Origin of the sequence: Nonomuraea sp. KM88 (assembly GCF_052245635.1) — a bacterium.
Lineage (GTDB): Bacteria > Actinomycetota > Actinomycetes > Streptosporangiales > Streptosporangiaceae > Nonomuraea.
In genome coordinates this window covers 682571-704809 of the sequence record NZ_JBQQCC010000001.1, presented here as the reverse complement: position 1 = coordinate 704809, position 22239 = coordinate 682571, and the positions used below count along the sequence as shown (strand labels likewise).

General features: G+C 73.1%; 21 protein-coding genes. 9 read left to right on the top strand and 12 right to left on the bottom strand.

The features are described 5' to 3' along the window. Nucleotides 1-53: 53 nt before the first annotated feature. From ACTWPV_RS03305 to ACTWPV_RS03290, 4 genes are all read right to left on the bottom strand, one after another. A complete protein-coding gene (locus ACTWPV_RS03305) occupies nucleotides 54-731 on the bottom strand; it encodes a lytic polysaccharide monooxygenase auxiliary activity family 9 protein (RefSeq protein ID WP_443150533.1) in 678 nt (225 codons plus the stop codon). Nucleotides 732-1026: 295 nt separating this feature from the next. Next, nucleotides 1027-1710: a response regulator gene (locus ACTWPV_RS03300; protein ID WP_443150532.1), complete on the bottom strand. Its 684-nt coding sequence runs from the start codon at nucleotides 1708-1710 to the stop codon at nucleotides 1027-1029. Then, nucleotides 1707-2825, bottom strand: a complete 1119-nt coding sequence (locus ACTWPV_RS03295) for a hypothetical protein (protein WP_443150531.1) — start codon at nucleotides 2823-2825, stop codon at nucleotides 1707-1709. The genes ACTWPV_RS03300 and ACTWPV_RS03295 overlap by 4 nt, the downstream gene beginning before the upstream one ends. Continuing rightward, entirely contained in the window at nucleotides 2822-3976 is a 1155-nt protein-coding gene (locus ACTWPV_RS03290) for a sensor histidine kinase (RefSeq protein ID WP_347641996.1), read from the bottom strand. The genes ACTWPV_RS03295 and ACTWPV_RS03290 overlap by 4 nt, the downstream gene beginning before the upstream one ends. Before the next feature lie 306 nt (nucleotides 3977-4282). On the opposite strand from ACTWPV_RS03290, the gene ACTWPV_RS03285 reads away from it, so the two are divergent. Further along, complete coding sequence (locus ACTWPV_RS03285; RefSeq protein WP_443150530.1) at nucleotides 4283-5122, top strand: SpoIIE family protein phosphatase; 840 nt, start codon at nucleotides 4283-4285, stop codon at nucleotides 5120-5122. 10 nt (nucleotides 5123-5132) lie between these two features. On the opposite strand, the gene ACTWPV_RS03280 is transcribed toward ACTWPV_RS03285, so the two are convergent. Further along, a complete protein-coding gene (locus ACTWPV_RS03280) occupies nucleotides 5133-5576 on the bottom strand; it encodes a hypothetical protein (RefSeq protein WP_443150529.1) in 444 nt (147 codons plus the stop codon). A 314-nt stretch (nucleotides 5577-5890) separates the two neighbouring features. On the opposite strand from ACTWPV_RS03280, the gene ACTWPV_RS03275 reads away from it, so the two are divergent. Continuing rightward, entirely contained in the window at nucleotides 5891-6883 is a 993-nt protein-coding gene (locus tag ACTWPV_RS03275) for an endonuclease/exonuclease/phosphatase family protein (protein WP_443150528.1), read from the top strand. A 107-nt stretch (nucleotides 6884-6990) separates the two neighbouring features. Here ACTWPV_RS03275 and ACTWPV_RS03270 read toward each other — a convergent pair whose 3' ends face one another. Next, nucleotides 6991-7179: a hypothetical protein gene (locus ACTWPV_RS03270; protein WP_443150527.1), complete on the bottom strand. Its 189-nt coding sequence runs from the start codon at nucleotides 7177-7179 to the stop codon at nucleotides 6991-6993. 321 nt (nucleotides 7180-7500) lie between these two features. Here ACTWPV_RS03270 and ACTWPV_RS03265 point away from each other — a divergent pair, with 321 nt between their 5' ends. From ACTWPV_RS03265 to ACTWPV_RS03250, 4 genes are all read left to right on the top strand, one after another. Then, a complete protein-coding gene (locus ACTWPV_RS03265) occupies nucleotides 7501-8433 on the top strand; it encodes a helix-turn-helix domain-containing protein (protein WP_443150526.1) in 933 nt (310 codons plus the stop codon). A gap of 300 nt (nucleotides 8434-8733) precedes the next feature. Next, a complete protein-coding gene (locus ACTWPV_RS03260) occupies nucleotides 8734-9735 on the top strand; it encodes an ArsR/SmtB family transcription factor (RefSeq protein ID WP_347641990.1) in 1002 nt (333 codons plus the stop codon). Nucleotides 9736-9755: 20 nt separating this feature from the next. After that, a complete protein-coding gene (locus ACTWPV_RS03255; RefSeq protein ID WP_347641989.1) occupies nucleotides 9756-10034 on the top strand; it encodes a hypothetical protein in 279 nt (92 codons plus the stop codon). After that, on the top strand, nucleotides 10031-11125 hold the full coding sequence (locus ACTWPV_RS03250) for a transglycosylase SLT domain-containing protein (protein ID WP_443150525.1): 1095 nt from the start codon (nucleotides 10031-10033) through the stop codon (nucleotides 11123-11125). Before ACTWPV_RS03255 ends, ACTWPV_RS03250 begins: the two co-directional genes overlap by 4 nt. Here the strand turns inward: ACTWPV_RS03250 and eccB are convergent. Continuing rightward, nucleotides 11119-12519: a type VII secretion protein EccB gene (gene eccB, locus ACTWPV_RS03245; protein ID WP_443150524.1), complete on the bottom strand. Its 1401-nt coding sequence runs from the start codon at nucleotides 12517-12519 to the stop codon at nucleotides 11119-11121. The two genes, ACTWPV_RS03250 and eccB, sit on opposite strands and share 7 nt — an antisense overlap. A 149-nt stretch (nucleotides 12520-12668) precedes the next feature. Between eccB and ACTWPV_RS03240 the strand changes: the two genes are divergently transcribed. Together ACTWPV_RS03240 and ACTWPV_RS03235 are read left to right on the top strand one after the other, a co-directional pair. Then, nucleotides 12669-12986: a hypothetical protein gene (locus tag ACTWPV_RS03240; RefSeq protein WP_443150523.1), complete on the top strand. Its 318-nt coding sequence runs from the start codon at nucleotides 12669-12671 to the stop codon at nucleotides 12984-12986. Beyond that, a complete protein-coding gene (locus ACTWPV_RS03235; RefSeq protein WP_443150522.1) occupies nucleotides 12983-13825 on the top strand; it encodes a hypothetical protein in 843 nt (280 codons plus the stop codon). Before ACTWPV_RS03240 ends, ACTWPV_RS03235 begins: the two co-directional genes overlap by 4 nt. Here the strand turns inward: ACTWPV_RS03235 and eccD are convergent. Next, on the bottom strand, nucleotides 13822-15207 hold the full coding sequence (gene eccD / locus ACTWPV_RS03230) for a type VII secretion integral membrane protein EccD (protein WP_443150521.1): 1386 nt from the start codon (nucleotides 15205-15207) through the stop codon (nucleotides 13822-13824). The genes ACTWPV_RS03235 and eccD overlap by 4 nt on opposite strands. Nucleotides 15208-15311: 104 nt before the next feature. On the opposite strand from eccD, the gene eccCa reads away from it, so the two are divergent. After that, entirely contained in the window at nucleotides 15312-19307 is a 3996-nt protein-coding gene (gene eccCa, locus ACTWPV_RS03225; RefSeq protein ID WP_443150520.1) for a type VII secretion protein EccCa, read from the top strand. 41 nt (nucleotides 19308-19348) lie between these two features. Here the strand turns inward: eccCa and ACTWPV_RS03220 are convergent, their stop codons facing one another. Genes ACTWPV_RS03220 through ACTWPV_RS03205 form a run of 4 tightly spaced genes read right to left on the bottom strand, consistent with a single transcriptional unit; the run spans nucleotide 19349 to nucleotide 22239 of the window. Continuing rightward, nucleotides 19349-19777, bottom strand: a complete 429-nt coding sequence (locus ACTWPV_RS03220; protein WP_347641982.1) for a YbaB/EbfC family nucleoid-associated protein — start codon at nucleotides 19775-19777, stop codon at nucleotides 19349-19351. Between the two features lie 25 nt (nucleotides 19778-19802). Then, the gene (locus ACTWPV_RS03215) at nucleotides 19803-20630 is read right to left on the bottom strand and encodes a hypothetical protein (protein WP_443150519.1); all 828 of its coding nucleotides are present in this window, start codon (nucleotides 20628-20630) and stop codon (nucleotides 19803-19805) included. A 12-nt stretch (nucleotides 20631-20642) separates the two neighbouring features. Next, on the bottom strand, nucleotides 20643-21002 hold the full coding sequence (locus tag ACTWPV_RS03210) for a hypothetical protein (protein ID WP_347641980.1): 360 nt from the start codon (nucleotides 21000-21002) through the stop codon (nucleotides 20643-20645). Nucleotides 21003-21006: 4 nt separating this feature from the next. After that, a complete protein-coding gene (locus ACTWPV_RS03205) occupies nucleotides 21007-22239 on the bottom strand; it encodes a hypothetical protein (protein ID WP_443150518.1) in 1233 nt (410 codons plus the stop codon).

Below are 22239 nucleotides of genomic sequence, written 5' to 3'. Positions count from 1 at the left end.
CTCGACCAGCCGGTGACGCGCCGGGCGCGGGCTCCCCGGCGCGTGTGCCCGGCTCAGCTGAAGTTGACGTCGCTGCAGATGTAGTACGTCTGGTCCATGTGCGAGGCCTTCCAGATCGTGTAGACCACGTGACGGCCGGTGCGCGAACCCTTGCCGACGCCGTTGATCATGTACGTCTCTGCGGGCGCGTAACGAGAGGTCTCCCGGACGAGCTCCAGGTGGTTCCAGCCCAGCGGCGTGGTGGTGGCGTTGTAGCCCTGACGGGTGATGTAGACCCTGATGTAGTCGGCGCCGTGGCGGGCCTGGTCGTGCAGCCTGATGTCGAAGGTGCCGCCCAGGTTGGCCATGGTCCACGCTCCAGGGGTGTCCATGGAGCGGTAGCGGCCGTCCTGCGTCCGGCCGGCGCTGCAGAGCTGGCCGTCAGGGATCGCGGCCTGGTGGTTGCCGCCGACGTTGTCGCGGTAGAGTCCGTTCCAGTTCCACATGGCGTTCGTGTTGTCCTGCCAGGCCTGCCAGCACATCGGGTCCTGCTGCTGCATGGCGGGGTTCTGGAAGTCGCTGCCCCAGCGCAGCCAGCAACCGTAGTTGCGGGACGCCGGGTCGATGACCGAGCCGTGCGCGGAGGCCGTACCGGTCATGGGGCCGTACAGGGCGATGGCGCAGATCGTCACCACGGACAGCAACAGCGCGAGGGCGCGTCGCGCCGCGGGGTGAGGTCGGACTCGGGGCATGGCGGTCTCCGTGTTCCGGTCGGGGGTCCGATGGTTTGGGAGCGCTCCCGCCGGGACGGTATCTGACCGGGGAAGGTCATACAAATAATGGGACATGTCAAGATCTCTCCAGCCTTCACCGCCTTGTCGCGGCGGGCGCGGTGAGCAGCGGAAAGGGCTTTCCCGTCACAGGGGCGCGGGGTGAAAGTTTCACCTCCCGCCGAGCTCGTTCGCGGGCGGCGCTGGGCGCTCGCCCGCCTTGACCTGGTCCTCGGCCCTGCCGGCCCCCTCCTGCCAGGAGGACCGAGGCCAGGCGTCATCCCCGATCGGGTGGTGTGCGAGCCGCCAGCGACGTGTAGACGGTCACCTCGTCGGGCTGCAGCAGACCGTCCTGGATGGCGCAGATGAGCAGCTTCTCCTTGGTGGGCGCGGGCCGCCCGGCCGCCGCGTACTTGACCCTGGCCCGGTCGATGTACTGCCGCACGGTCCGTTCCTTGATCCCCATCCGTGCCGCCACCGAGGCCTTCGACATCGACTGGAACCAGAACAGCAGCGCCGCCCGCTCCTTGTCGGACAGCTGCGGCCGGTGCGGCCCCTCGTCCGTGGCGATGGCCTGGGCCATCGGCGGTGTCATGCTCGGCCGGTCGGCGGCCACCTCCAGGATCGTCTCCAGACACGAGTCACGGGTCGCCCGTCCCTTGCCGATGAAGGCCGAGGCGCCCGCGTCCAGCACCGCGCGCACCGTCTCGGGCTCCTCGTGCTCGGAGAAGACGATGACCCGCTGCCCGCCCGCGCACAACTCCGCGACCCGGTCGATGACCATGGTGCCGTTGAGGTTGAGGTCGAGCAGCAGCACGTCGGCGGGCGTGCCCCGGACCGACTCGATGGTGGGCCCCTGAGCGACCAGCTCCACCTGGCTGTGCGGCCAGAACCACGAGCGCACGCCGTCCACCACGACCTGATGGTCCTCCACCAGCGCGACCGTCACGGGTCCTGTCACGGGGCCTGCCAGATGCTGTTGACCCATACCTCGCCTCCCTGCCGCTGATAGGTGACGACGACCCCGCTGGGCTCTCGCACCGGAGCGGGGTTGACCGGCAGGTCGTCGTTGTCGGCGACGACCGCAACGCTCACCATGGCCGACATCGCGGACACGGTCACCCTGGCCCTCGTCCTGGCCCCGTCCAGGGCCGCGACGGGTGCCCTGAGGAGGTCCTCGCGCACGCCGTCGGGCAGCGCGGGCAGGCGCTCGCCGAACGGCGGCGCCGTCACCAGGACCTGCCGCCGCTCGGCCGCGTCGATGTGCTCGCGCAGCGCCGACACCAGTTCGTCCGGCACCTCCTCGCGCTCCGTGATGAGCCGCCGCAGCCGCATGGCGCCCGCCGTGCAGTCGTCGCGCACCCGTGAATCGCCGGGGTCAGCGCCGTCGGCGAGCTGCTTGAGCATCGACTCCGCCACCTCGCGGATGGCTTCGTAGCGGCGGAGCCGGTCGGCGTGGATGCGCTGCGCGGACTCGCGCCACGCGTCGTCGGCGGCCAGCCGGCGAGCCAGCAGCGCCGCGTCCTCGGCGCGTACGCGCAGGGTGTGGCAGCCCGCCATGTAGCCGAGCTGGAGCGTGACGCTGCCGACGATGACCATCAGGTATTTGGCGAGGGAGACGCGGTCGACCGTGCCCGTGGCGATCATCGCCACCAGCATGATGCCGGCGTTGGCCGACAGGAACGCGATGGCCTCGGCCCGCCAGCGCGGCCGGTTCCACAACAGCATGACGCCGAGCCAGCCCACCGACCCCCATCCCCAGTCGATGGGGCCGATCAGGTCCTGCGGCCGGCAGGCCACGATCACCGCGACGTCCAGGACGAGCACGGCGACGGCCGACTCGCGAGCCCTGGCCGGGCCGGTGAACGTGCGTAACAGCGACAGGGCGGCGACGACGCCGATCGCGGTGTAGGCGATCCAGGCGGCGGCCGCGAGAAGGGGCCAGCGGAAGGACTCCCAGCCGGTGATGGTGACGGTGAGGTCGTAGCCCGTGTGCCAGACCGCGGCGATCACGATGGCGCCGATCGCGGTGTAGAGCGTGTAGCGGTGCGCCACCTCCTCGATGTCGCCGGTCATGGCCGCCACCACAGGCTCACCCGGGTGCCGCCGGTCCCCGAGCTGATGTCGGCGCCGGCGTTCGGCAGGGAGCGCATCGTGCCGAGGATCGAGCCGCGCACGCCGAACCGGTCGGGCGGCACCCGTTCGACGTCGAAGCCGGCGCCCGTGTCGGCGACCTCCACCCTGATCTCACCGTCGCGGGTGCTGGAGACCAGCTCGGCCTGGCGCACGCCGGCGTGCCGGGCGACGTTCGCCAGCGCCTCGTTGACGGCTCGGGCGAACCGCTCGGCCACCTCTCCCGGCACCGTCTCCGGCGTCAGGCTCCTGCGTACCTCCAGGCTCGTGGCCCGGCCGGCCACCTCGTCGAGCAGGGCGTCGAGAGCGATGGCCGCGGTGCCCGCGTGCGGCCTGTCGCGCAGCCGTTCCAGCGCCGCCAGGTCGGTCTCGGCCTGGCGGCGCAGCGTGTCCGACGGCCGGTCGTAGGTGCCCAGTCCGACCATGGTCAGCGTGTGCAGCGACGTCTCGTGGACGCTGCCGACCTGGCGCAGCTCGTCCTCGCGGCGCAGCCGCTCGACCATGAGCGTGACCTCGGCGCGCGCGCTGCGGCGCAGGAAGGCGTCGGCCGAGGCGGCGGAGCGGCGCAGCAGCGTCATCAGCAGCGCGATGGCCAGGATCTGCATGAGGTGGATCGCCAGGGTGCTCACGACGTTCTGATGCGGCACCGCGAACCGGGCCCCCACCAGGTACGACGCCGCCACGGCCAGCCCGGCTGGCACGGCGATCGCAGGCCGCCAGGCGACGCCGGCGACGACCACGCTCATGGTGACCAGCCCGGAGATCCAGCTCGCGTTCGCGGCGAGCGCGTCCACCGCCACGAGGTGGCGCTGCGCGAGGCAGAGCATGACGGTGACGGCGACATCACCGGCCGCCAGCCAGGGCGGCAGCGGCTTCCTGCGCCAGGCCACCCGCAGGAAGAGAACGGTCCAGAGCAGGTGGACCGCCAGGGCGGGCGCCAGCCACCACACCGAGACGGGCGGCACGGCGCCGAGGACCGCCGCGACGACCGCCACCAGGCCGATCACGGCCCGGGAACCGGCCCCGATGCGCGCGGCGGCCTGCTCCAGTTGCCTGGCCGCCGAGTCGTACCTCGTGGAACCGCGGTGAGACATGCGCCGCCCGCTCGCAGTGAGAGCACAAGACGGATCTCAGACTAACGCACGCCGCAGGGGTGGGCGGGAAGATCGCGCCAGCCGTGGCGGCTGATGGGGAGATGGCTCGCATGGTCGTTTCCTCGGGCCGGCACTGCTGCGGTCGATCACCGTCCTCCCCCGACCCTGATCCGCGGCTCCCCCCGCGGCATGACGGCTGATCGGCCGTCATCCCCACGACGGCCGAACAGCCGTCAGTCGTGTCTCCTTGTACACGCGTGTACTGATGCGCGGGCCGCTGGGAACGCGACAGAGAGAGGGAACCTGATGTTCTTCGTGGTGATCCCCATCCTGGTGGGCTGCGTGTCCGTCATGACGGTCCGCGGCCGCAGGGAAAGCTGGCCGGCCGGCCTGCCGGTGGCGCGGCCGAGGCTGGTGGCGGCGGGCGGCACGTACGACGGCTCGCGCGGCCGGCCGTCGGACGCGTACGTCATCCAGGAACGGCTCATCGCGGCGGCACACGGCACGGGCGACGCGGGCGACGCGGGCGACGCGGGCGGCACCGGCGGCACGGGCGACGCCCACACCGCCGCGGCCCTCGCCCTGGCATCGGTGGTGGCCGCCCGGCCGCAGCGCGCGGGGACTCGGGAGAAGGACCTCGGCGAGTGCGCCCGAGCGGCCCACCGCGCAGCACGCGCCACTGGCCTGCCCCACGCCACCGGCCCCACCGCATCGGGGTCCACCCCGGCCGGCTCCGGCGGACCGGGTCCGGTCAGCTCGCTGGATCTGGTCGTCCTCGACCAGGATCAGCAACCGCGCCTGCGCTACGCCCACGTCGGCGACGGCGCCATCTGGCACTGTGCGAAGGGTGCGGAGCCGCGTCCGCTCACGACGGCCCACGGTTCCGACGGCGGCCTGACGACGCGCGGGTCCGGCCTGCCGGCGGCGCCCACCCCGGAGACCGGGACGCTGCCCCTGCGCTCAGGCGACCGCGTGGCCATCGTCACGGACGGCGTGACCCGCGCCCTCGGCGCCGCCCGGCTGAAGGCGCTGCTCGCGAGCGGCACGTCACCTGCCGCCTGCCTGGACCGCCTGTACGACGAGATGTCCGCCCTGGAGCCGGAGGGCGACGCCACGGTGATCATCGCCGACGTGGTCACCGCGTGAGCCCGACGGATCAGTCGCAGTGCCACCGCGAGCGAGGGGAGAACCAGGAGGTTTCGACCCCGTTGATCGGTACGCCGCCTCCCCAGTCGACGCACGTATGGGGCGCCTTCACCTTCCGCGGGCCGGCGTAGTACGCATAGTTTCCGCTGTCGGTCTTGTAGTCGGAGAAGCCGCCGTCGCTGTTCTGCTTCGCGATGGAGGCCATCATCCACGTCTTGGTTCCCGCGTGCGCGTCCTTCTTCCACGTGATCACGCAATTGGATGTGCCGTTGTACAGCAGGTAGACGGTGGCTACCGCTCCTAAGTCCTCCTTGTCTATGACGTGGTAACTACCACCACCGCATGCCTCGATCGGGGACGACGCCGCATGCGCCGGGCCGCTGACCGCCACGGACCCGGCAAGCAGCGCCGCGGTGGCGAGCGAGAGCGTTGCTCTCCGTCTGCACGTACCCACTGAACTACACCATCCCTTCAGCACATGACCTCATGACGGTCGCCACCGGCACGGAGCGTGATGGGGAAACGCCGGTGGAGGCGGGCGGGCTGCCGGGATCCGGCATCGCTCGCGCGACTCTCCGGAGCCCGATCGTCCTGCCTCGCCTGCGATCACCCAACACGCGGTCACGTTTCCCCGGTGTTAGCAAAGGCGCCCGCCCGCGGCGCCGGGATGCGGCGGCACGCCGATCGTCGGAACCGTCCGCGTCGCGGCGTGCCGTTCCAGCCGTTTAAGGTTCAACCTGTGAAGCGTGTCGGGGACAGGATGGCGAAGTGAGCGCGGCAGTCGGCGTCGACCGGGCCACGACGGATGATCCGCCGCCTTCCCGGAAGAGACGTCGCAGGCGCTGGCTGTCCTGGACGGTCGTCACGCTGCTGGCCGTCTGGGCCGTCATCCGCGCCGGTGGCCTGGAGCAGGGCTCCTTCCTCACCCAGCTCATGACGGTGACGCCCATCGGGGCGGGGCTCGCGGCACTGACCGCCCTGCTGTCGCTGCTGCGGCGCAACCGCCCGGCCGCGCTCGCCGCCGCCGTGGTGTGCGTGGTGATGGCCTCCATCGTGGCGCCGCGCGCGTTCGCCGCCGAGCAGCCTCCGGCGCAGGGCGCGCCGCTGCGGGTGCTGGCGATCAACCTGTTCACCCGGGCCGACGCCGAGACCGTGGTCGATCTGGTGCGCGAGCACGACGTCGACGTGTTCAGCGCCCTGGAGCTCAGCTACGCCGAGGTGGAGCGGCTGGACGCGGCCGGGCTCGCGCGGCTCCTGCCGCACCGCGTGCTGCAGCCCTCCTTCGGCGCCACCGGCAGCGGCATCTTCTCCAAACATCCGGCGAAGGAGCTGACGGGCCTGTTCACCCCGGTCGGGCACAACATGCCGGCCGCGACCGTGACGCTGCCGGGCGGGGGCACGGTCGAGTTCGTGGCGGTGCATCCCAACCCGCCGCTCGGCCGCAAGACGGAGGAGTGGAACGCCGCCCTGAGCGCCTTTCCCCCGGCCACCTCCTCGACGATCCGGGTGCTGGCCGGCGACTTCAACGCCAGCCTCGACCACCGGGCCATGCGCGACCTGCTCGACCGCGGCTACGTGGACGCCGCCGACCAGGTGGGCAAGGGCCTGGTGCCGACCTGGCCGAGCTTTCGGAAGTTCCCGCCCATCATCTCCATCGACCACATCCTGGCCGACCGGAGGGTGAGCGTGCGCCGGGTGGAGATCTTCGACGTGCCGGGCACCGACCACCGCGGCGTCTTCGCCGAGTTGCGCCTCCCCTGAACGTTTGCGGGGACGCGGGCAGTCGCCGGGGGCACAGGGAGGCAGAGCCCCGGGACACGTGGAGGCGCCCGCTCGCCGGCGGGCGGGCGGGCGCCGTCGTGCTGCGGTCAGGCCACGTTCTCTTCCCGCGCCCGCTCGAGGGTTTCGAGGTCGAACGCACCCGCCTTGACGGCCGCGGTGAAGGATTCCCAGTCGCGGCGGGGCACCTCCAGCACCGTGCCCGGGTGGTCGACGTGGATGACCTCCACGTGATCATTGATCCGCTTCGCCGCGACGCGGCCGGCGTCGTACGTCATCTGCAGCACTCCTTTCACTCGTCTGCGGAGATTCCGCCCCGGCCATCCGTTCGCAGGAGGACCGGGGCGGCTGCGGGGAAGCCTTCCATCCGAGTGGTCGCACCGGCCACCGGCGCCGGGTCGAGCGTGGATGGGAAATCCCACTCGCGGGCTTCGATCTTTGGGTCCCGGTGCAAAGATGTCCTCCCCGCCCGGGCCATCGCTCGTGTGCGCGCCCCTGCGCGGGCACGTTGAGCCGAGCAGGCCAGGCGTGCGCTGAGCTCACCCCGGCCGGCCCCGGGGGCCACTCGCGCCGCGCCCGATCGGCATAGGCTTGCCAGTATGCCGTTGGCCGAGCCATGGGACGAAGACCGCGTCAGGGACGGCGAGCCCTTGTGCGAGCCGGCGGTCGAGGCGCGCGACACCAGCGCGCAGTTCGGGGCCGTGACCGTGGCGAGGCGGAGCTTCGAGCCGCAGCGCCTGTGGCGGGCGGAGGAGCACCCCGAGGAGCCCGAACTGGAGGAGACCTGCCAGCTGCTGGTGCCCCTGGCCGGGTCGCTGCAGGTCATCTGGGCCGACGGCCACGCGACGTCGGGGGTCGGCGACCTGCTGGTGCACGACATGACGCGGGTCCTGGCCGCGCGTTTCCGGGCACCGCGGCAGGGCCCGCGGTTCGAGGCCGCCATGGTGACCGTGCCCCGGTCTCTGGTCTCCCTGCCCACGCACCAGGTGGACGCGATGCTGGGCAGCAGGATGTCGGCCACCGACGGCATCGGCGCCCTGCTGGCGAGCTTCATCACCGGCCTGGCGGAGGACCAAGGCGCCTACCGGCCCGCCGACGGCGCGCGGCTCGGCATGGTGGTGCTCGACCTGGTCTCCGCGCTCCTCGCGCACGCCATCGAGACCAGCCCCGTCGTCCCGCCCTCCAACCGTGAGGCGCTCATCCTGCGTGTCCAGGCGTTCGTCCATGAGCACCTGCGCGACCCCGACCTGGGGCCGCGGGCGCTGGCCGCAGAGCACCACATCTCCACCAGCTACCTGCACCGGCTCTTCCAGAAGGAGGGCAGCACGGTCGGCGGCTACATCAGGGCGCAGCGGCTCGACCGCGCCCGGCGCGATCTGGCCGATCCCGCGCTGCGAGAGGTGCCGATCCACAGCATCGCGGCCAGGTGGGGTTTCTCGCACGCCGCCGACTTCAGCCGGGCCTTCCGCCGGGCCTACGGAGTGTCGCCTCGCGACTTCCGGCGCGAGGCGGTCCACACCGCACCGCGCTGACGGGACTCCCGCCTGGAGTCACGTCGGTGCAGGGCTGCGCGCCAGCATGTTTTCGCTGGTCAGGCGGCCATGGAGACTTTTTAAGTGAGAAGTTAGCGGAGGAGCGTACGTTAACGAACCCAATCACGACACGACCCGACACAGAGGACATGTCATGCAGGTGACCCCGAAGCAGACGGACAACCACGCGCCCGTCCGGAGTGTTCGCATCACGTAGGGCTGGATCGCTCGACCTATGGATGTTTCCAGCTTCCTTGAAGCATTGCTCCAGCGATGACTGCGCTGCCTACAGTCCAACCCGTGGGGGCTCACGTAATCAGCACCGAGGCGTGGAGCGAGCTGCGTTTCAGCTCCACGCCACAGATCTCGATCTCCATCGCGCCGAACCTGACCGTACTCGCCATGATCGCCGACGCGCTCGCGGGGCGCCGTCGCGGCCTGCCCGAGCTCTGGCGGAGGGCGATCAGCGCGCGTGTCCGCCCGTACGGGCACGAGGCCGTACGCCCGCTGGCCGCGCCCGGCCGCACGGTCGCGCCCGACAGTCTCGTGGCCAGATCCCCCGTCGACGGGGACGTCACCATGCAGAGCCAGATCAGCGCGCTCCAGGACATCGCGCCGGACGCCCTGCTCAAGGACATGGAGCAGGCGTTCGGGCCGGGGACGCCGCCCGCGCACTGGCGTGCGGCCGCCGAGCAGCCGCGCCGCTGGCTGCGCGGCTACGCCGGCGCCGTGACCGACGTCTGGAACACCACGGAACCCCTGTGGAAGCGGGCCCGCCCGCTGCTGGACAGGGAGATCGAGCGGGTGGGGGTGGCGGCCGTGCGTGGCCGCCCCGAGCTGCTGTTCGGCTCGCTCAGCGACCGCATCGTCTGCACCGAGCGCGGCCTGCTCATCTCCGACCCGGAACCCATCGGGCACGACCTGGGCGACCGCAGGATCGTTCTGGTGCCGACGCTGGCCGGCAAGGACTCCGTGATCGTCAGCCTGGACGACCCCGAGGCGGTGTGGATCGCCTATCCGGTCCGCGGCGCCGACTCGCTGTGGCGCAAGCCGGTCAGGCCGGCGGTGGACGAGCTGTCCGCGCTCGTCGGTCCGATCCGGGCCGACCTGCTCTGCGCGCTCGACCAGCCCATGACCATGTCCATGCTGGCGACGGACATGAAGATCGCCCCCAGCGGCCTCACGTACCACTGCGACCGGCTGCGTGCCGGGCGGTTGATCACGCGGGAACGTCGCGGGCGCGAGATGTGGATCGCCCGCACCCGTCGGGCGGAGGAGCTGCTGGAGCTCTTCCGGCGCTGAGGAGGGGAAGGAGGGCGAGCGTGGTGCTCACGTTCCACCGCGGCGCGCTGGAGGCGTGCGCGGCCGCGGCCAGGTCGGCGTCGGGAGCCTTCGCGGGCATGACGGGCCAGGCGCCGGACGCGGCGGCCTTCGGGAACGTGTCCGGGTCGGCGGCCATGGCGACGGCGGCGGGCGACCTGCTGCGGGTCGCCGAGCAGGCGGCCAGGACCCTGGGCGGCCGCCTGGAGGCGGTCGAGCGCACCCTCGACGGCGTCGAGCGCACGGTAGTCGCCGCCGACGGCGCCGCGGTCCGGCGGTGAGCGCGCTCGACGACGTCAGGGCCGCGCCTGGCGGCGGCGAGCTGGCCGACCTGGCGGCCCGGGTGGCCGGCGCGCCCGAGGCGATCACCGCGGCGGCGCAGGCCTGGCGCGCCGCCGCGGGAACCGGCGGGCGGCACACCGGCGCGCTGCGCACCGCGGTGTCCGACGTGGACCAGGCCTGGCAGGGGTCGGGCGCGGACGCGTTCGCCGGTTACATGGGCAGGCTCGCGGGCTGCGGTGACCGGTTCCGGCAGGCGCTGCAGGACTGCGCGGGCCACCTCGACGCGGCCGCGAGCACGCTGAGCTCCGCCGAGACGCAGGCGCTGGAGATCTGCCAGGGGTACGCCTCCGCCGCCCAGGAGTTGCGCGGCCGTACGCCCAGGCCCGCCGAGGAGCAGGTGGCGCAGAGCATGCGGCCCGCGCTCGGCGAGGCCCGCTCGGCGCTGCAGAAGCTGGTCGCCGACACCGGCAAGGCGCTCGCCGACACCGCGGGGAGGCTCCAGAGCGCGCTCGGCACGATCCCGGACATCGCCAAAGAGCTCCCGGAGCCGGACGCCCAGCCCTTCGCACCCGCGCCGGGCAGAAGGCTCGACTGGTCCCCGGCGGAGGCGGAGTCACGCACGACCGCGCTGGCCGCGTCGACGCCGTCAGGCTCCTCGGGCGGCGCTTCGGGAGGCTTCGGCGGGTACGGCTCCAGCGGACCGCCGCCGGCCGGAGGCGACCCGGCCCCACAGGGCCAGGTCGCCGGCTGGATCAACCAGGCGATCGCCATTCTCAGGAGGCACGGCTACACCCCGGAGCAGATGAACGCGAACGACATCTGGATGATCATCAAGCATGAGTCGGGCGGGAACCCGCACGCCATCAACAACTGGGACTCCAACGCGGCGAAGGGCACACCCTCCAAAGGGCTGATGCAGACCATCGACCCGACGTTCGACGCCCACAAGCTGCCGGGACACGGCAACATCTACGACCCGGTCGACAACATCATCGCGGGCGTGCGCTACGCCGTCGACCGCTACGGCTCGGTCTCGAACGTGCCCGGCGTGGTCGGCATGAAGACCGGCAGCGGCTACCGCGGTTACTGATCCTGCTCGATCGCGGGCCTGGCCGCCCGCGCGGGGTCGAGCACGGGGCCCTCGGGGATGAGCTGGAGCACGTTCGCCGGCACGGGGGTGGCCTGGCTCGCGTCGTAGCCGAGCTTGCCCAGCACGTCGGCGCCCGGCACGGCGTAGCGGCGGCCGTCGGCGGTGACCAGGTAGTAGGCCTGGACCGCCTTGAGCTGGCCGTCGCCGGGCAGGACGCCGGCCAGCACGGCCTTGCCGGGCGGCAGGCGTACGAGGTCGGTGGCGTCCCCGTGCGGCTCGGGCAGCGTGGCGCCGGTGGTGAGGCGGGCGCGGGTGGATCCGGTTCCCGTGTCGGCGTAGACGGCGCAGAGCGGGCTGGCCGGGTCGTAGGCGGTCATGCGCGGCATGACGGGAGGCAGGCCGTCGGCGGGGATCGCGGTCCGCGAGCGGCGCGCGGCGTTGGCGGTGGCCGCGTCGACGGCGATCTCCTTCACCGCGCCGCCGCCGTAGGCCTGCCTGCTGTCGGGGTCGCTGAGCAGGAGCGTGGCCTGGCCCTGGGTGACGGGGGCGAGGCCGTCGGACAGCATGACGTACCAGCGGGCCTCGCCGCCGGCCACGCCGTCCGCGCGGAACACCTGGCCCACGGCGGCGGCCTTGCCCCCGGGGCCGGTGACCGGCCTGCCGCGGCCGCTGATGGCCGGCGCGGCCAAATCAGGCCCCTCCGGCAGGGCGTTGAGCCAGGCGACCGGCACCGGGGCGGGCGTGGTGGAGGTGAGCCCGCGGGCGATGCCGCCCGCCACGCGCATGCGGGTGCCGCGCCAGACGGCCCACTGCCGGCCGCCCACGTCGACGAGGAGCGCGTCACCCTCCGCGACCGGCGTGCCGCCGACCTTACGGCCGGCGACCAGCGTCACGTACGGTTTGCGCCCGGTCGGCTCGGCGCGCTCCTGCACGCAGACCGCCCAGGGGCCCTTGGCCAGGTTGGCGGGGCCGGGCAGGGAGTCGGGGGCGCCGGGAATGCCGATGGGCGCGCCGCGCTCGTACCCGGCCAGGGCCTCGCGTGCCACGACCCGCTCCTTGATCTGCGCCGAGGCGAGCACGAGGCGGGCTGAGGCGTAGTTGGCGACGGGGATGAGCCTGCGCTGGTCGTGGCTGTAGACGTATCGGGCGCCCGTCTCGCGCTCGATGACGAGGGTCCCCGGCTCCTCGATCGACTTCGTGCCGCCGGGGCGCAGCAGGCCGAAGACGGCGAAGCCGACGCACAGCAGGACCGCCACCATGATCCCGGCCAGGAACCCGATGTTCTGCCGGCGCAGCGGCCACTCGGGCTGGTTGGGCTGGGCGCGCAGCAGGGCGAGGCCGATGCGCTGGATGGTGAGGCGGTACGCCTGGTAAAGGTCGCGCTGGTTGTGCACTAACGCCCCTTACTTCCCACTAGTCCTCACCAAACCCAATTTATAGGGATAAAAGATGCGAAGCCGCACGGTATCGCAGAAGCGAACAATGCCGGACCATTTCGTGACGTCCCCGCCACATCCGCCGATGGCGGCACAGGATAATGATCGTGAATCAGCACACCGTCTTCATCACTCCCGACGCGATCGGCGAAGTCCGGCGCGACCTCAGGGAGGACCTGCTGCCGCTCTTCGCGGAGATCCGCCAGATCCTCGAGGAGAACAGGGCGCTGGACCTCCCCGGCTGGGGGGCGCTGGGCGAGTGGACGGCCGGCGCCCTCTACCGCTCGCTCATCGACGCGTTCGTCCGTGACACGGAAGCGGCGCTCGGCGTGCTGAGGACGTGGGAGGGCGAGCACCTGCGCTTCGCCGAGGACAACTGGCGGGTCGCCGAGGAACTCGCCGTCCGGCGGGCGAGCCGGCCGTGACCCGCAGGGTCGCCGGCCTGGCCAGGGACGGCTCCCCGCTGCGCCCCTCGCGCAAGGAACCGCCCGACCCCGAGACCGTGCGGGCCGTCCTGCGCAGGTCCGCCCGGCTGGAGCCGTCCGTCCTCATCGGCCTGCTGGCCACCGCCCCGGCCGTGGCGAACGTGCCGGCCATCTGGACGGCCGCCGCCAACCTCCAGACGGGCGTGGGCGGCCGGCTCGACAAGGGCGCCAACAATGCGCTCACCGGCGTGATCAACGCCTCGGGGCAGAAGTGGATCGCCGAGGACCAGAAGGCGTTCGCCGACGCGGCCGCCGTGCTGCGGACGCACCTCGACGCCTTCCGCACCAACGTGCAGTGGGTGGCCGGGCACGTCGACGACATCGGCGACGGTTTCCTCGTCTACTGGGGAGCGGCGCTCAAGATCGCGCAGGAGACGTACCTGCGGCTGGCCGCGCTGCAGGTGCTCGCCCTGGCCCCGCAGACCCGGGTGGCGGCCAGGATCGCGACGCGCAGGACGGGCGCCCAGGCGAGCGCCGCGCTGGCCGCGTCGACCGGGCAGCTCCAGCGTTTCCTCGGCTCGCTCGGGCTCAAGGACGTGCTGAGCGGTGTCGCGGCGGGGATCGGTGGCTCGGCCGCCGTGCAGCTCGCGTTCATGCGGCCGGACGGCGGCGCGGCGATCGACTTCACCGAGGCGGCGATCGACACGGCGAAGGCGGGCACGTTCACCCGGCCCGAGCAGGGCGAGCCGCTGCCGGAGGCCACGCGGTCCTTCGACTGGCGGGTCAGGACGCCCGGCGGCGACATGAGCCTGGACGACGTGGTCGGCGACAGGAACTAGCCGACCAGGCCGCGGATGGTCTCGTACAGGTCGAGCACGGCCAGCGCCAGCGGGATCAGCGCGATCATCAGCAGGATGTCGGCGATGTCGCCCACCCGGCCCCAGAACGGGGACGGCTTCCCGGCCGTGAGCCACAGCGCCGTGCCCGCCACGCCCAGGGCGAGCACCACCAGCCCGGGGACGATCCCGTAGCGCACCACCTCGTCCGCCGCCCCGAGCACGGCTCCCGAGGCGGCCAGCGCCACGCCGAGCACGGCCGTGGTCAGCAGCCGGCTCCGCTGGCCGCGGCCCTCGAAGACGCGGGCCCGCATGACCATCGACGTCGGCAACACCACGCTCAGCGCGATCGCGGCCCAGGAGCCGTCAAGGACCAGCAGCACCTGGGCGCCGAGCACGACGAGCGCCACTCCGCCGAGCAGCCCGCCGCAGAACCGGTCGGCGGCCACCGTCTTGTCGATCACCAGCTCGCCGTCCAGGTCACCGCCCTCGCGCCGCAGCTCCTCCGCCGTCGTCGGCAGGGCGGGCAGCGGCATGCCCGCCAGCCGGAACGACAGGGACGGGATCGCCGTCGTCAGCCCCACCACGAGGGCGGCCAGCACCGCAGCCACCCCGGCCGCGGCCAGGTCGAAGCCCATGACCAGCCCCGAGGCGAGCAGCCCGCAGAGCGCGGCGGCGGCCACGCCCAGGAACGCCGGCAGACCGTCGGCGACGGCGAACCCGGTCGCCGTGGCCAGCATCAGCACCACGCCGGAGGCGGACAGCAGGTTGGCGGGCTGGAGGATGGCGCCGTCCGTGGCCGGTCCGAGCAGCCCGGCGACGAACCCGTACGGGAGGGCCGCGTAGCCGATGACCGCGCCCGACCGCGCGTCGCCGAGTGCCCGCGACAGCGCCGCCGCGACCATCAGCAGGACCAGCGCGACCACCCCCGCCACCAGGGCCGCGGGCGCCCAGGGCGGTCCGGTCGCGAGCAGCGCGGCGGCGCCCGTGCCGAGCAGGGCGGCGGCGGCGCGCAGCCCGTAGGACCTGGTGGTGGCCGGCTGCCAACGGCCGGTGCGCTCCAGCACGCCCGTCGCCACGGCGTCGGCCACGTCGTCGAAGACGATCTCCGGCAGCTCGTGCCCGCGCGGGCGCAGGTGCAGCAGCTCGCCGTCGCGTACGACCAGCTCGGACAGCGTGGCGTTCAGGTCGAACGGCGGGCCGCCGAGCCGCTGGAGCACCCAGCCGCCATGGGCCAGGCCCGCCTCGGCGAGCCCCTCCCCCGCGATGCGCAGGAGGGTGGGCAGCAGGTTGCCGAGCGGCATGTCAGGCGGCAGGCCCAGGTCCAGGAATCCGCGCGGGGTCACGACGGTGACCCGGCACAGGTCGGTTCCGGTGGCACTCACCCGGACGAGTTTATGGATCGGACATCGCACGCGGCGCGCTAAAAACATCGAGGAATTTTGAAATATCGCATATAACGCTTTGTCGGCGGCTTTTATGGGCTCTGATGAGTGGCAGCCTGATCGTGGTTCGCAGACCCGAGCGGCGCACGCCGCCCGAGCCTCCTGGCGGCGAGGTGCTGCTTGAATCGCCCCCCGAAATCCCGGAAACCATCACCGGCGGCGGGCTGACGCAACTGCTGACGTACCTGCCCATGATCGCGGGGGCCGGGGCGATGGCGCTGATGGTCACCGGCGGCGGCACCGGAAACCCGATCATGATGGTGTCCAGCGGCCTGTTCGCGGTCTCCATGATCGGCATGACCGTGGGCCAGATGATGCGCAACGCCGGTGAGCGCAAGAACCAGCTCAACGGCCAGCGCCGCGACTACTACCGCTACCTGGAGCAGGTCAGGAAACGGGTCCGCGGCGCCGCCGCGCAGCAGCACCGGGCCATGACCTGGAACCACCCCGACCCCGCGGCGCTCTGGTCTCTGGTGATGACCAGCCGGTTGTGGGAGCGGCGGCCCCGCGACGACGACTTCGCCCAGATCAGGATCGCCACCTCGGCGCAGCGGCTGACGCTGCCGATGATCCCGCCCGAGACCAAGCCGATCGAGGACCTCGACCCGATGACGGCGGGAGCGCTGCGCCGCTTCGTGCGCACGCACGCCACCGTGCCGGGGCTGCCCGTCGCGCTGGCGCTGCACTCGTTCGCCAGGATCACGATCAGCGGGGATCCGGATGCCGGGCGCGACCTCGTCCGCGCCGCGCTGGCGCAGGCCGCCGCCCTGCACTCGCCAGAAGAGCTGCGGATCTCGGTGTGCGCCGGAGGGGAACGGGCCACCGAATGGGAGCCGGTCAAGTGGCTGCCGCACGCCCTGCACCCGACCGAGGAGGACGGCGCCGGCCCGGTACGGCTGGTCGTGCGCGACCTCGGCGAGCTGGACGCCCTGCTGGGGTTCGAGCTGAAGGACCGGCCCCGGTTCAGCAAGGGGCTCGCGCCGGACGCGCTGCCCTACCACGTCGTGGTGGTGGACGGCGGCACGGTGCCCGCGGGCAGCCAGCTCGCCCTGGACGTCATCGAGGGCGTCACCGTCATCGACCTCGGCGGGGCGGCCCCGCAAGCGCCCGCGCAGCTCACCCTGCACCTCGAGGTCGGCCCCGACGAGGTGGTCAGGGTCGTCGAGGACGAGCTCGGCAAGGAGCTCCGGTCGGGGCTCGGCCGGCCCGACCGGATGGCGCGGCCCGCGTTCGCCGCCCTGGTCAGGCAGCTCGCGCCGATGCGCGCGGGCTCCGCCGGCAAGGAGGAGCAGCAGGACGTGTTCGCCACGAACACGACCCTCACCGACCTGCTCAGGATCGGCGACGCGTGGCGGTTGTCGCCCGCGTCCACCTGGCAGCCCCGGCCGGTCAGGAACAGGCTGCGGGTCCCGATCGGGCTCGGCGCCGACGGGCGGCCGGTCGAGCTCGACATCAAGGAGGCCGCCCAGGGCGGCATGGGACCGCACGGGCTGGTGGTCGGCGCGACCGGCTCGGGCAAGTCGGAGCTGCTGCGCACGCTGGTGCTGGCGCTGGCGATCACGCACTCGTCCGAGACGCTGAACTTCGTGCTCGTCGACTTCAAGGGCGGCGCCACCTTCCTCGGCCTCGACGCGCTGCCGCACGTCTCGGCCGTCATCACCAACCTGGAGGACGAGCTGCCCCTGGTCGACCGCATGCACGACGCGCTCCACGGCGAGATGGTGCGCCGCCAGGAGCTGCTGCGCGCGGCCGGCAACCACGCCTCCCTGCGCGACTACGAGCAGGCCCGCGAGCAGGGCGCCGACCTGCGGCCGCTGCCGACGTTGTTCATCGTGCTGGACGAGTTCAGCGAGCTGCTGACGGCCAAACCGGAGTTCGTCGAGCTGTTCGTGATGATCGGCCGGCTCGGCCGGTCGCTGGGCGTGCACCTGCTGCTGGCCTCGCAGCGGCTGGAGGCGGGGCGGCTGCGCGGGCTGGACACGCACCTGTCGTACCGGATCGGGTTGCGCACCTTCTCGGCGGCCGAGAGCCGGGCCGTGCTCGGGGTGGCGGACGCGTACTCGCTGCCGCCCGAGCCGGGCAACGCCTACCTCATGTTCGAGACCACCGGCATGACGCGGTTCAAGGCCGCGTACGTGTCGGGGCCGCACCGGGCGGACGCGGCGCGCAGGCAGACCGTGTCGGCACGCTCCGGCCACCGCGGGAAGATCGTCTGGTACGGCCCCGAGCGGGTGCCCATGCCGCCGGTGGCCGAGACGCCCCCGCCCGAGGACGACGCGGAGAAGCAGGGCAAGCAGGACAGCCTGCTGGACATCGTGGTCGGGCGGCTGACCGGCCAGGGGCCCGCGGCGCACCGGATCTGGCTGCCGCCGCTCAAGGAGCCCGCCTCGCTCGACCGGCTGCTGCCGCCCATCCAGGCCACCCCCGGGCACGGGCTCACCGCGGCGGGCACCGGGCAGGAGCGGCCTGGGCGGCTGCACGCCGTGGCCGGCATCGTGGACAGCCCGTTCGACCAGCGGCGGGACCCGTACTGGCTGGATCTGTCGGGGGCGGCGGGCAACGTCGCCGTCGTCGGCGCGCCGCAGACCGGCAAGAGCACGCTGCTGCGCACGCTGATCACCTCGCTCGCGCTCACGCACACGCCCAAGGAGGTGCAGTTCTACTGCCTGGACTTCGGCGGCGGCACGCTGTCGGCGCTGTCCGGGCTGCCGCACGTGGGCGGCGTCGCCACCCGGCTCGACGCCGACGCGGTGCGCAGGACGGTGGCCGAGATGAGGACGCTGCTCGACCGCCGCGAGCAGCTGTTCGTGGAGCGCGGGATCGACTCCATGGCCACCTACCGGCGGATGGTCGCCTCGGGCGCCTACGAGGGTGACGGCCGGGGGGACGTGTTCCTCGTGGTGGACGGCTGGGCGATCGTGCGCCAGGAGTACGAGCAGCTCGAACCCGACCTCGCCGACCTGGTCACCCGCGGTCTCGGCTTCGGCATCCACGTCGCCGGCACCGCCAACCGGTGGATGGAGTTCCGCGCCTCCGTCCGCGACCTGCTCGGCACCCGGCTGGAGCTGCGGCTCGGCGACACGTTCGACTCCGAGATCGACCGCAAGGCGGCCGCCAACGTGCCCGAGCGGGCTCCGGGGCGCGGGCTCACCCGCGAGGCGCTGCACTTCCTCGCCGCGCTGCCGCGCATCGACGGCCGCTCCACCGTGGACGACCTGTCCGACGGGGTGAGCGGCCTCGTCGAGGCCGCGGCGGCCGCCTGGCACGACCACCCGGCCCCGCCCGTGCGCCTGCTGCCCTCCCTGCTGCCCGCGCACACGCTCCCGCGCGGCACCGGAGACCCGGCCGCGGACGGAGCCCGCGTGCCGATCGGGATCGACGAGGCCGCCCTGGCGCCGGTGTCGCTGGACTTCGACGCCGACCCGCACTTCGTGGTGTTCGGCGACACCGAGAGCGGCAAGACCAACCTGCTGCGCCTGATCGCCGGCGGCATCGCGAGCACGCACACACCCATGCGGGCGCGGTTCGTCGTCATCGACTACCGGCGCACGCTCCTCGACGCCACCGACACCGAGCACCGCATCGGCTACGCCGCCTCCAGCACCGCCGCCGCCACCCTGCTGAAAGGCGTGCAGGAGGTGCTGCAGACGCGCCTGCCGCCGCCGGACCTCACCTCGGAGCAGCTGCGGACGCGCAGCTGGTGGACCGGGCAGGACCTGTACGTGATCGTGGACGACTACGACCTCGTGGCCACCTCCGGCAACCCGCTCACCGTGCTCGGCGACCTGCTGCCCCAGGCCAGGGACATCGGCCTGCACGTGGTGCTGGCACGGGCCATGGGCGGGGCGGGACGCAGCATGCTCGACCCGGTCGTGCGGCGGCTGAAGGAGATGAACTCGCCGGCCGTGCTGCTGTCGGGGCCCAGGGACGAGGGCCAGCTGTTCGGCAACGTACGGCCGCGCAAGCTCCCGGTGGGGCGCGGCCTCTACGTGGACCGGCGGTCGGGCGAGAAACTCATCCAGACCGCCTACCTGGGCTGAGGGATCCCCTGAGGGCTCGGAGGCTCGGTGTCCGCTAGGGCTCAGCCGTCGAGATCGCGCTGGATGCGGGCCAGCTCGGCCGTCGCCTGGTCCATTGCGGCCTCGTACGCCTCCCGCGCCTCCCTCATGCGCAGGTCGGCGGGGTTGGCCTCGGCGGCCAGGTCGAGCGGGCCCTCCCCCAGGACGTCGCCGAGCAGCTCGGCCGATCTGGCCTCCATGTCGGCCAGCGCCTCGGCGATCAGGGCCAGGATCGTCTCGGAGAGCCGCTGCGAGCCCCACCGCATGGCGCGCGGGTCGATGTCGAGGCCCGTGACGCCCCGCGCGGAGCACTCGACCGTCACCAGCTTGGCCTGGTCGCGCGCGATGCCCTTGACGGCGAGCACCTGCTGGTAGAGCTCGTCCATCTCGGCGGCGGGCCGCTGCGCCTCCGCCACCAGCCGGTCGATGGCCTCCTCGTCGAACGCCGCCATCACCCCGTCATCCTTTCCCGTGCCATCATGCGCTCTCCGCGGGCCCGGTCTGATGCTCAGTCCCGGATCCGGGCAGACCCGCGCTCCCCGTAGATCCAGGCAGACCCGTCCCCGTGAACCCGGGCAGACCCGCGGTTTCCGCGGATCCGGGCAGGCCCGTGGTCACCTGCGGTGAGGTCTCCAGCCGGGTGTCGCTGAGCCGGCCCGCGACCGCCGACTGCCCCATCGTCCCGGCGGTCACCGCGACCGTGCCGCCCACCAGCGCCTGCTTGGCCGGAGACATCCCCGCCAGCTTCTGCGCCACCTTGCCGAGCACGCCCTTGCCGCCCTCGGCGAACGTTCTCGCCCTGGCCGCGATCGTCGCGGCCTGGTGGTCCGCCCTGCGGCCGAACCCGGTGGCGGCCACCTCGGCGGCCACCCTGGTGAACGGGTTCACCGTGGCGACCCTGTGCATCACGCCCGCCGCGAGGATGCCCGCGCCAGTGGCGAAGACGGCCTTGCCGAGGACGTCGTACACGTTGGCGGTGACGCGCAGGGTGTCGGCCGTCGCCCTCGGCGAGGCGACCTTCTGGGCGGCGTCGTCGGAGTAGGCCAGCACGGTGTTCTTGTACAGCTCGGCGCTGCGGGCGGACCACTCGACGCCGCGGGTGGAGGAGTCCACCACGCCGGGGTGCCGCTCCAGCGCCGCGGCCAGCCGCTCCCACCCGTCGGCCGCCGCCTGCTGCTGGGCGGTGTCGCCGTACATGAGGGGCAGGATCAGCGTGGCGTGGCGGGCGCGGTTCCAGCCCAGGAGCGTCGAGCCGGTCATCGCCATGGCCGAGCCCTCGATGACCGACCACGGTTGTTCAAGCACGGGGTCTCGCTTTCACGCCTGGGTGCCGGGCTGGGTCTGGGATCGCGGGCCGGCCGGCATGCCGGCGGCCAGCCGGGCGGCGCTCGCGTCGCCGTCCGTGTAGCCGTTGGCGGTGCTGTACGCCTTGTCGTGGATGTCGGCCACCTGGTCGCGCTTGGCCGACAGGTATCCGCGCGCGGCCGCCTTGACGTCGTCCAGGGCCTGCCCGAGCGACCCGCCGAGCAGCCCGAAGGCGCCGTACGCCCCGGAGGTGAGCTCGACCTGCCCGATGGCCCGGCTCATCTCCTCCAGGTCGTGCATGGGCGCGGCGGCCATGTTCCGGCCCATCGCGCGGATGGACTCCACCTGGGCCGCGACCGAGTCCTGGCTCATGCTCTCACCCCACCACCGGAGGGCCGCCGTCGATCGCCGGCCGGAAGAAGTCGTCGTCGCCCTTCGGCGCGAGCGAGCGGCGGCCGGCCCGCCCGTCCTGCGGGACCGCTCCGCCCATGGGCATGAACGGCACTCCGCCGCCCGCCGTGACGCCCGCCTCGCCTCCGGCCACGGGTGCCCGGATCGCCGGCGGGGTGGCGCCCACGACCGGCACGGTGCCCGGCCGCACGGAGGGGCCGGTCTCGGCCGCGACGCTCCTGGCCCGCGCCGGGTCCCCGGTGGCGGACGGATCGTGGCCCGTGGCAGGGGACGGCCCGCCGTCGCGCCTGAGCGCGGGCACGGAGGCCGTGACGGGCGGGGGCGTGCCGAACGCGGGCGGGTGTCCCGCCTGGCGTCCGTCCTGGCGGGCGACCGCCGGAGCCGCCGTGCCCGGCCGCGCGGCGCCCGCCCAGGCCGCCGTCGTGGTGGGGGCGGCGTACGGCGCGCCCGCGTTCGCCGGCGGCCCGCCACCGGTGCTGCCCGGCACCGGCCCGCCGCCCGGGTGGCCCGCCGGCGAACCGGCGGGCGCGGGCCGGGAGCCCGGCGTCGCGGCCAGGTCGGTGGCGGCCCGCCCCGCGCCCTCGTACGGCGGGACCCCGTGGTCACCGCTCCGCAACGGCGTCGCCACCTGCTGGGAAGGCGGCAGGTACGGCGCCGGCGAAGCCAGTTCGGCGTCCCAGGGCAGCCGCTCCGGCAGAGCCGTGTGCGCCTGGTGGTAGGCGCCGTTCAGCTTCGTCATGAACTCCCGCGCGTCGGCGTCGGGATCGTTGGCCGGCATCGACTGCCCCGCCCCCATGCCACTGGCCTCCACCCAGTACGTGCGCTGCTCCGTGGCCTGGTCGTAGCGTTCCTTGGCCGAGACCAGCTCGCGGCTCACCAGATCGAGCGAGGGCGGCACGCCGTCGACGCCGTCCCGCAGCGCCTGCAGGTACGTCTGGAGCCGCTTCATCCGGGCGAGCATGGCCCTGGCCGACTCCCCGCCCCAGCTGCCGTCGGCCACCAGGCGGGCCGCGCTGTCTCCCAGCGTCGTGATCGTGGTGGTGAGCAGCTCGGAGGCCGCCCTGTAGGCGTCCGCGACGGGCCCGAACTCCTCCGGCCTGGTCCCCATGACCATCCGCCGGATCTCCTCGCGCCCGCCGTACCCGTGGACGTTCCCGCCCTGGAGGCAGCCGTTCCTGATCGGCTTCGGTTCCGGCAA

Bases quoted from the DNA above. Each gene is read 5' to 3' on its own strand.
- ACTWPV_RS03220 (WP_347641982.1), bottom strand. From the start codon at position 19,777: ATGGCGGCGTTCGACGAGGAGGCCATCGACCGGCTGGTGGCGGAGGCG.
- ACTWPV_RS03295 (WP_443150531.1), bottom strand. From the start codon at position 2,825: ATGACCGGCGACATCGAGGAGGTGGCGCACCGCTACACGCTCTACACC.
- ACTWPV_RS03285 (WP_443150530.1), top strand. From the start codon at position 4,283: ATGTTCTTCGTGGTGATCCCCATCCTGGTGGGCTGCGTGTCCGTCATG.
- ACTWPV_RS03270 (WP_443150527.1), bottom strand. From the start codon at position 7,179: ATGACGTACGACGCCGGCCGCGTCGCGGCGAAGCGGATCAATGATCAC.
- ACTWPV_RS03265 (WP_443150526.1), top strand. From the start codon at position 7,501: ATGCCGTTGGCCGAGCCATGGGACGAAGACCGCGTCAGGGACGGCGAG.
- ACTWPV_RS03290 (WP_347641996.1), bottom strand. From the start codon at position 3,976: ATGTCTCACCGCGGTTCCACGAGGTACGACTCGGCGGCCAGGCAACTG.
- ACTWPV_RS03305 (WP_443150533.1), bottom strand. From the start codon at position 731: ATGCCCCGAGTCCGACCTCACCCCGCGGCGCGACGCGCCCTCGCGCTG.
- eccCa (WP_443150520.1), top strand. From the start codon at position 15,312: ATGAGTGGCAGCCTGATCGTGGTTCGCAGACCCGAGCGGCGCACGCCG.
- ACTWPV_RS03210 (WP_347641980.1), bottom strand. From the start codon at position 21,002: ATGAGCCAGGACTCGGTCGCGGCCCAGGTGGAGTCCATCCGCGCGATG.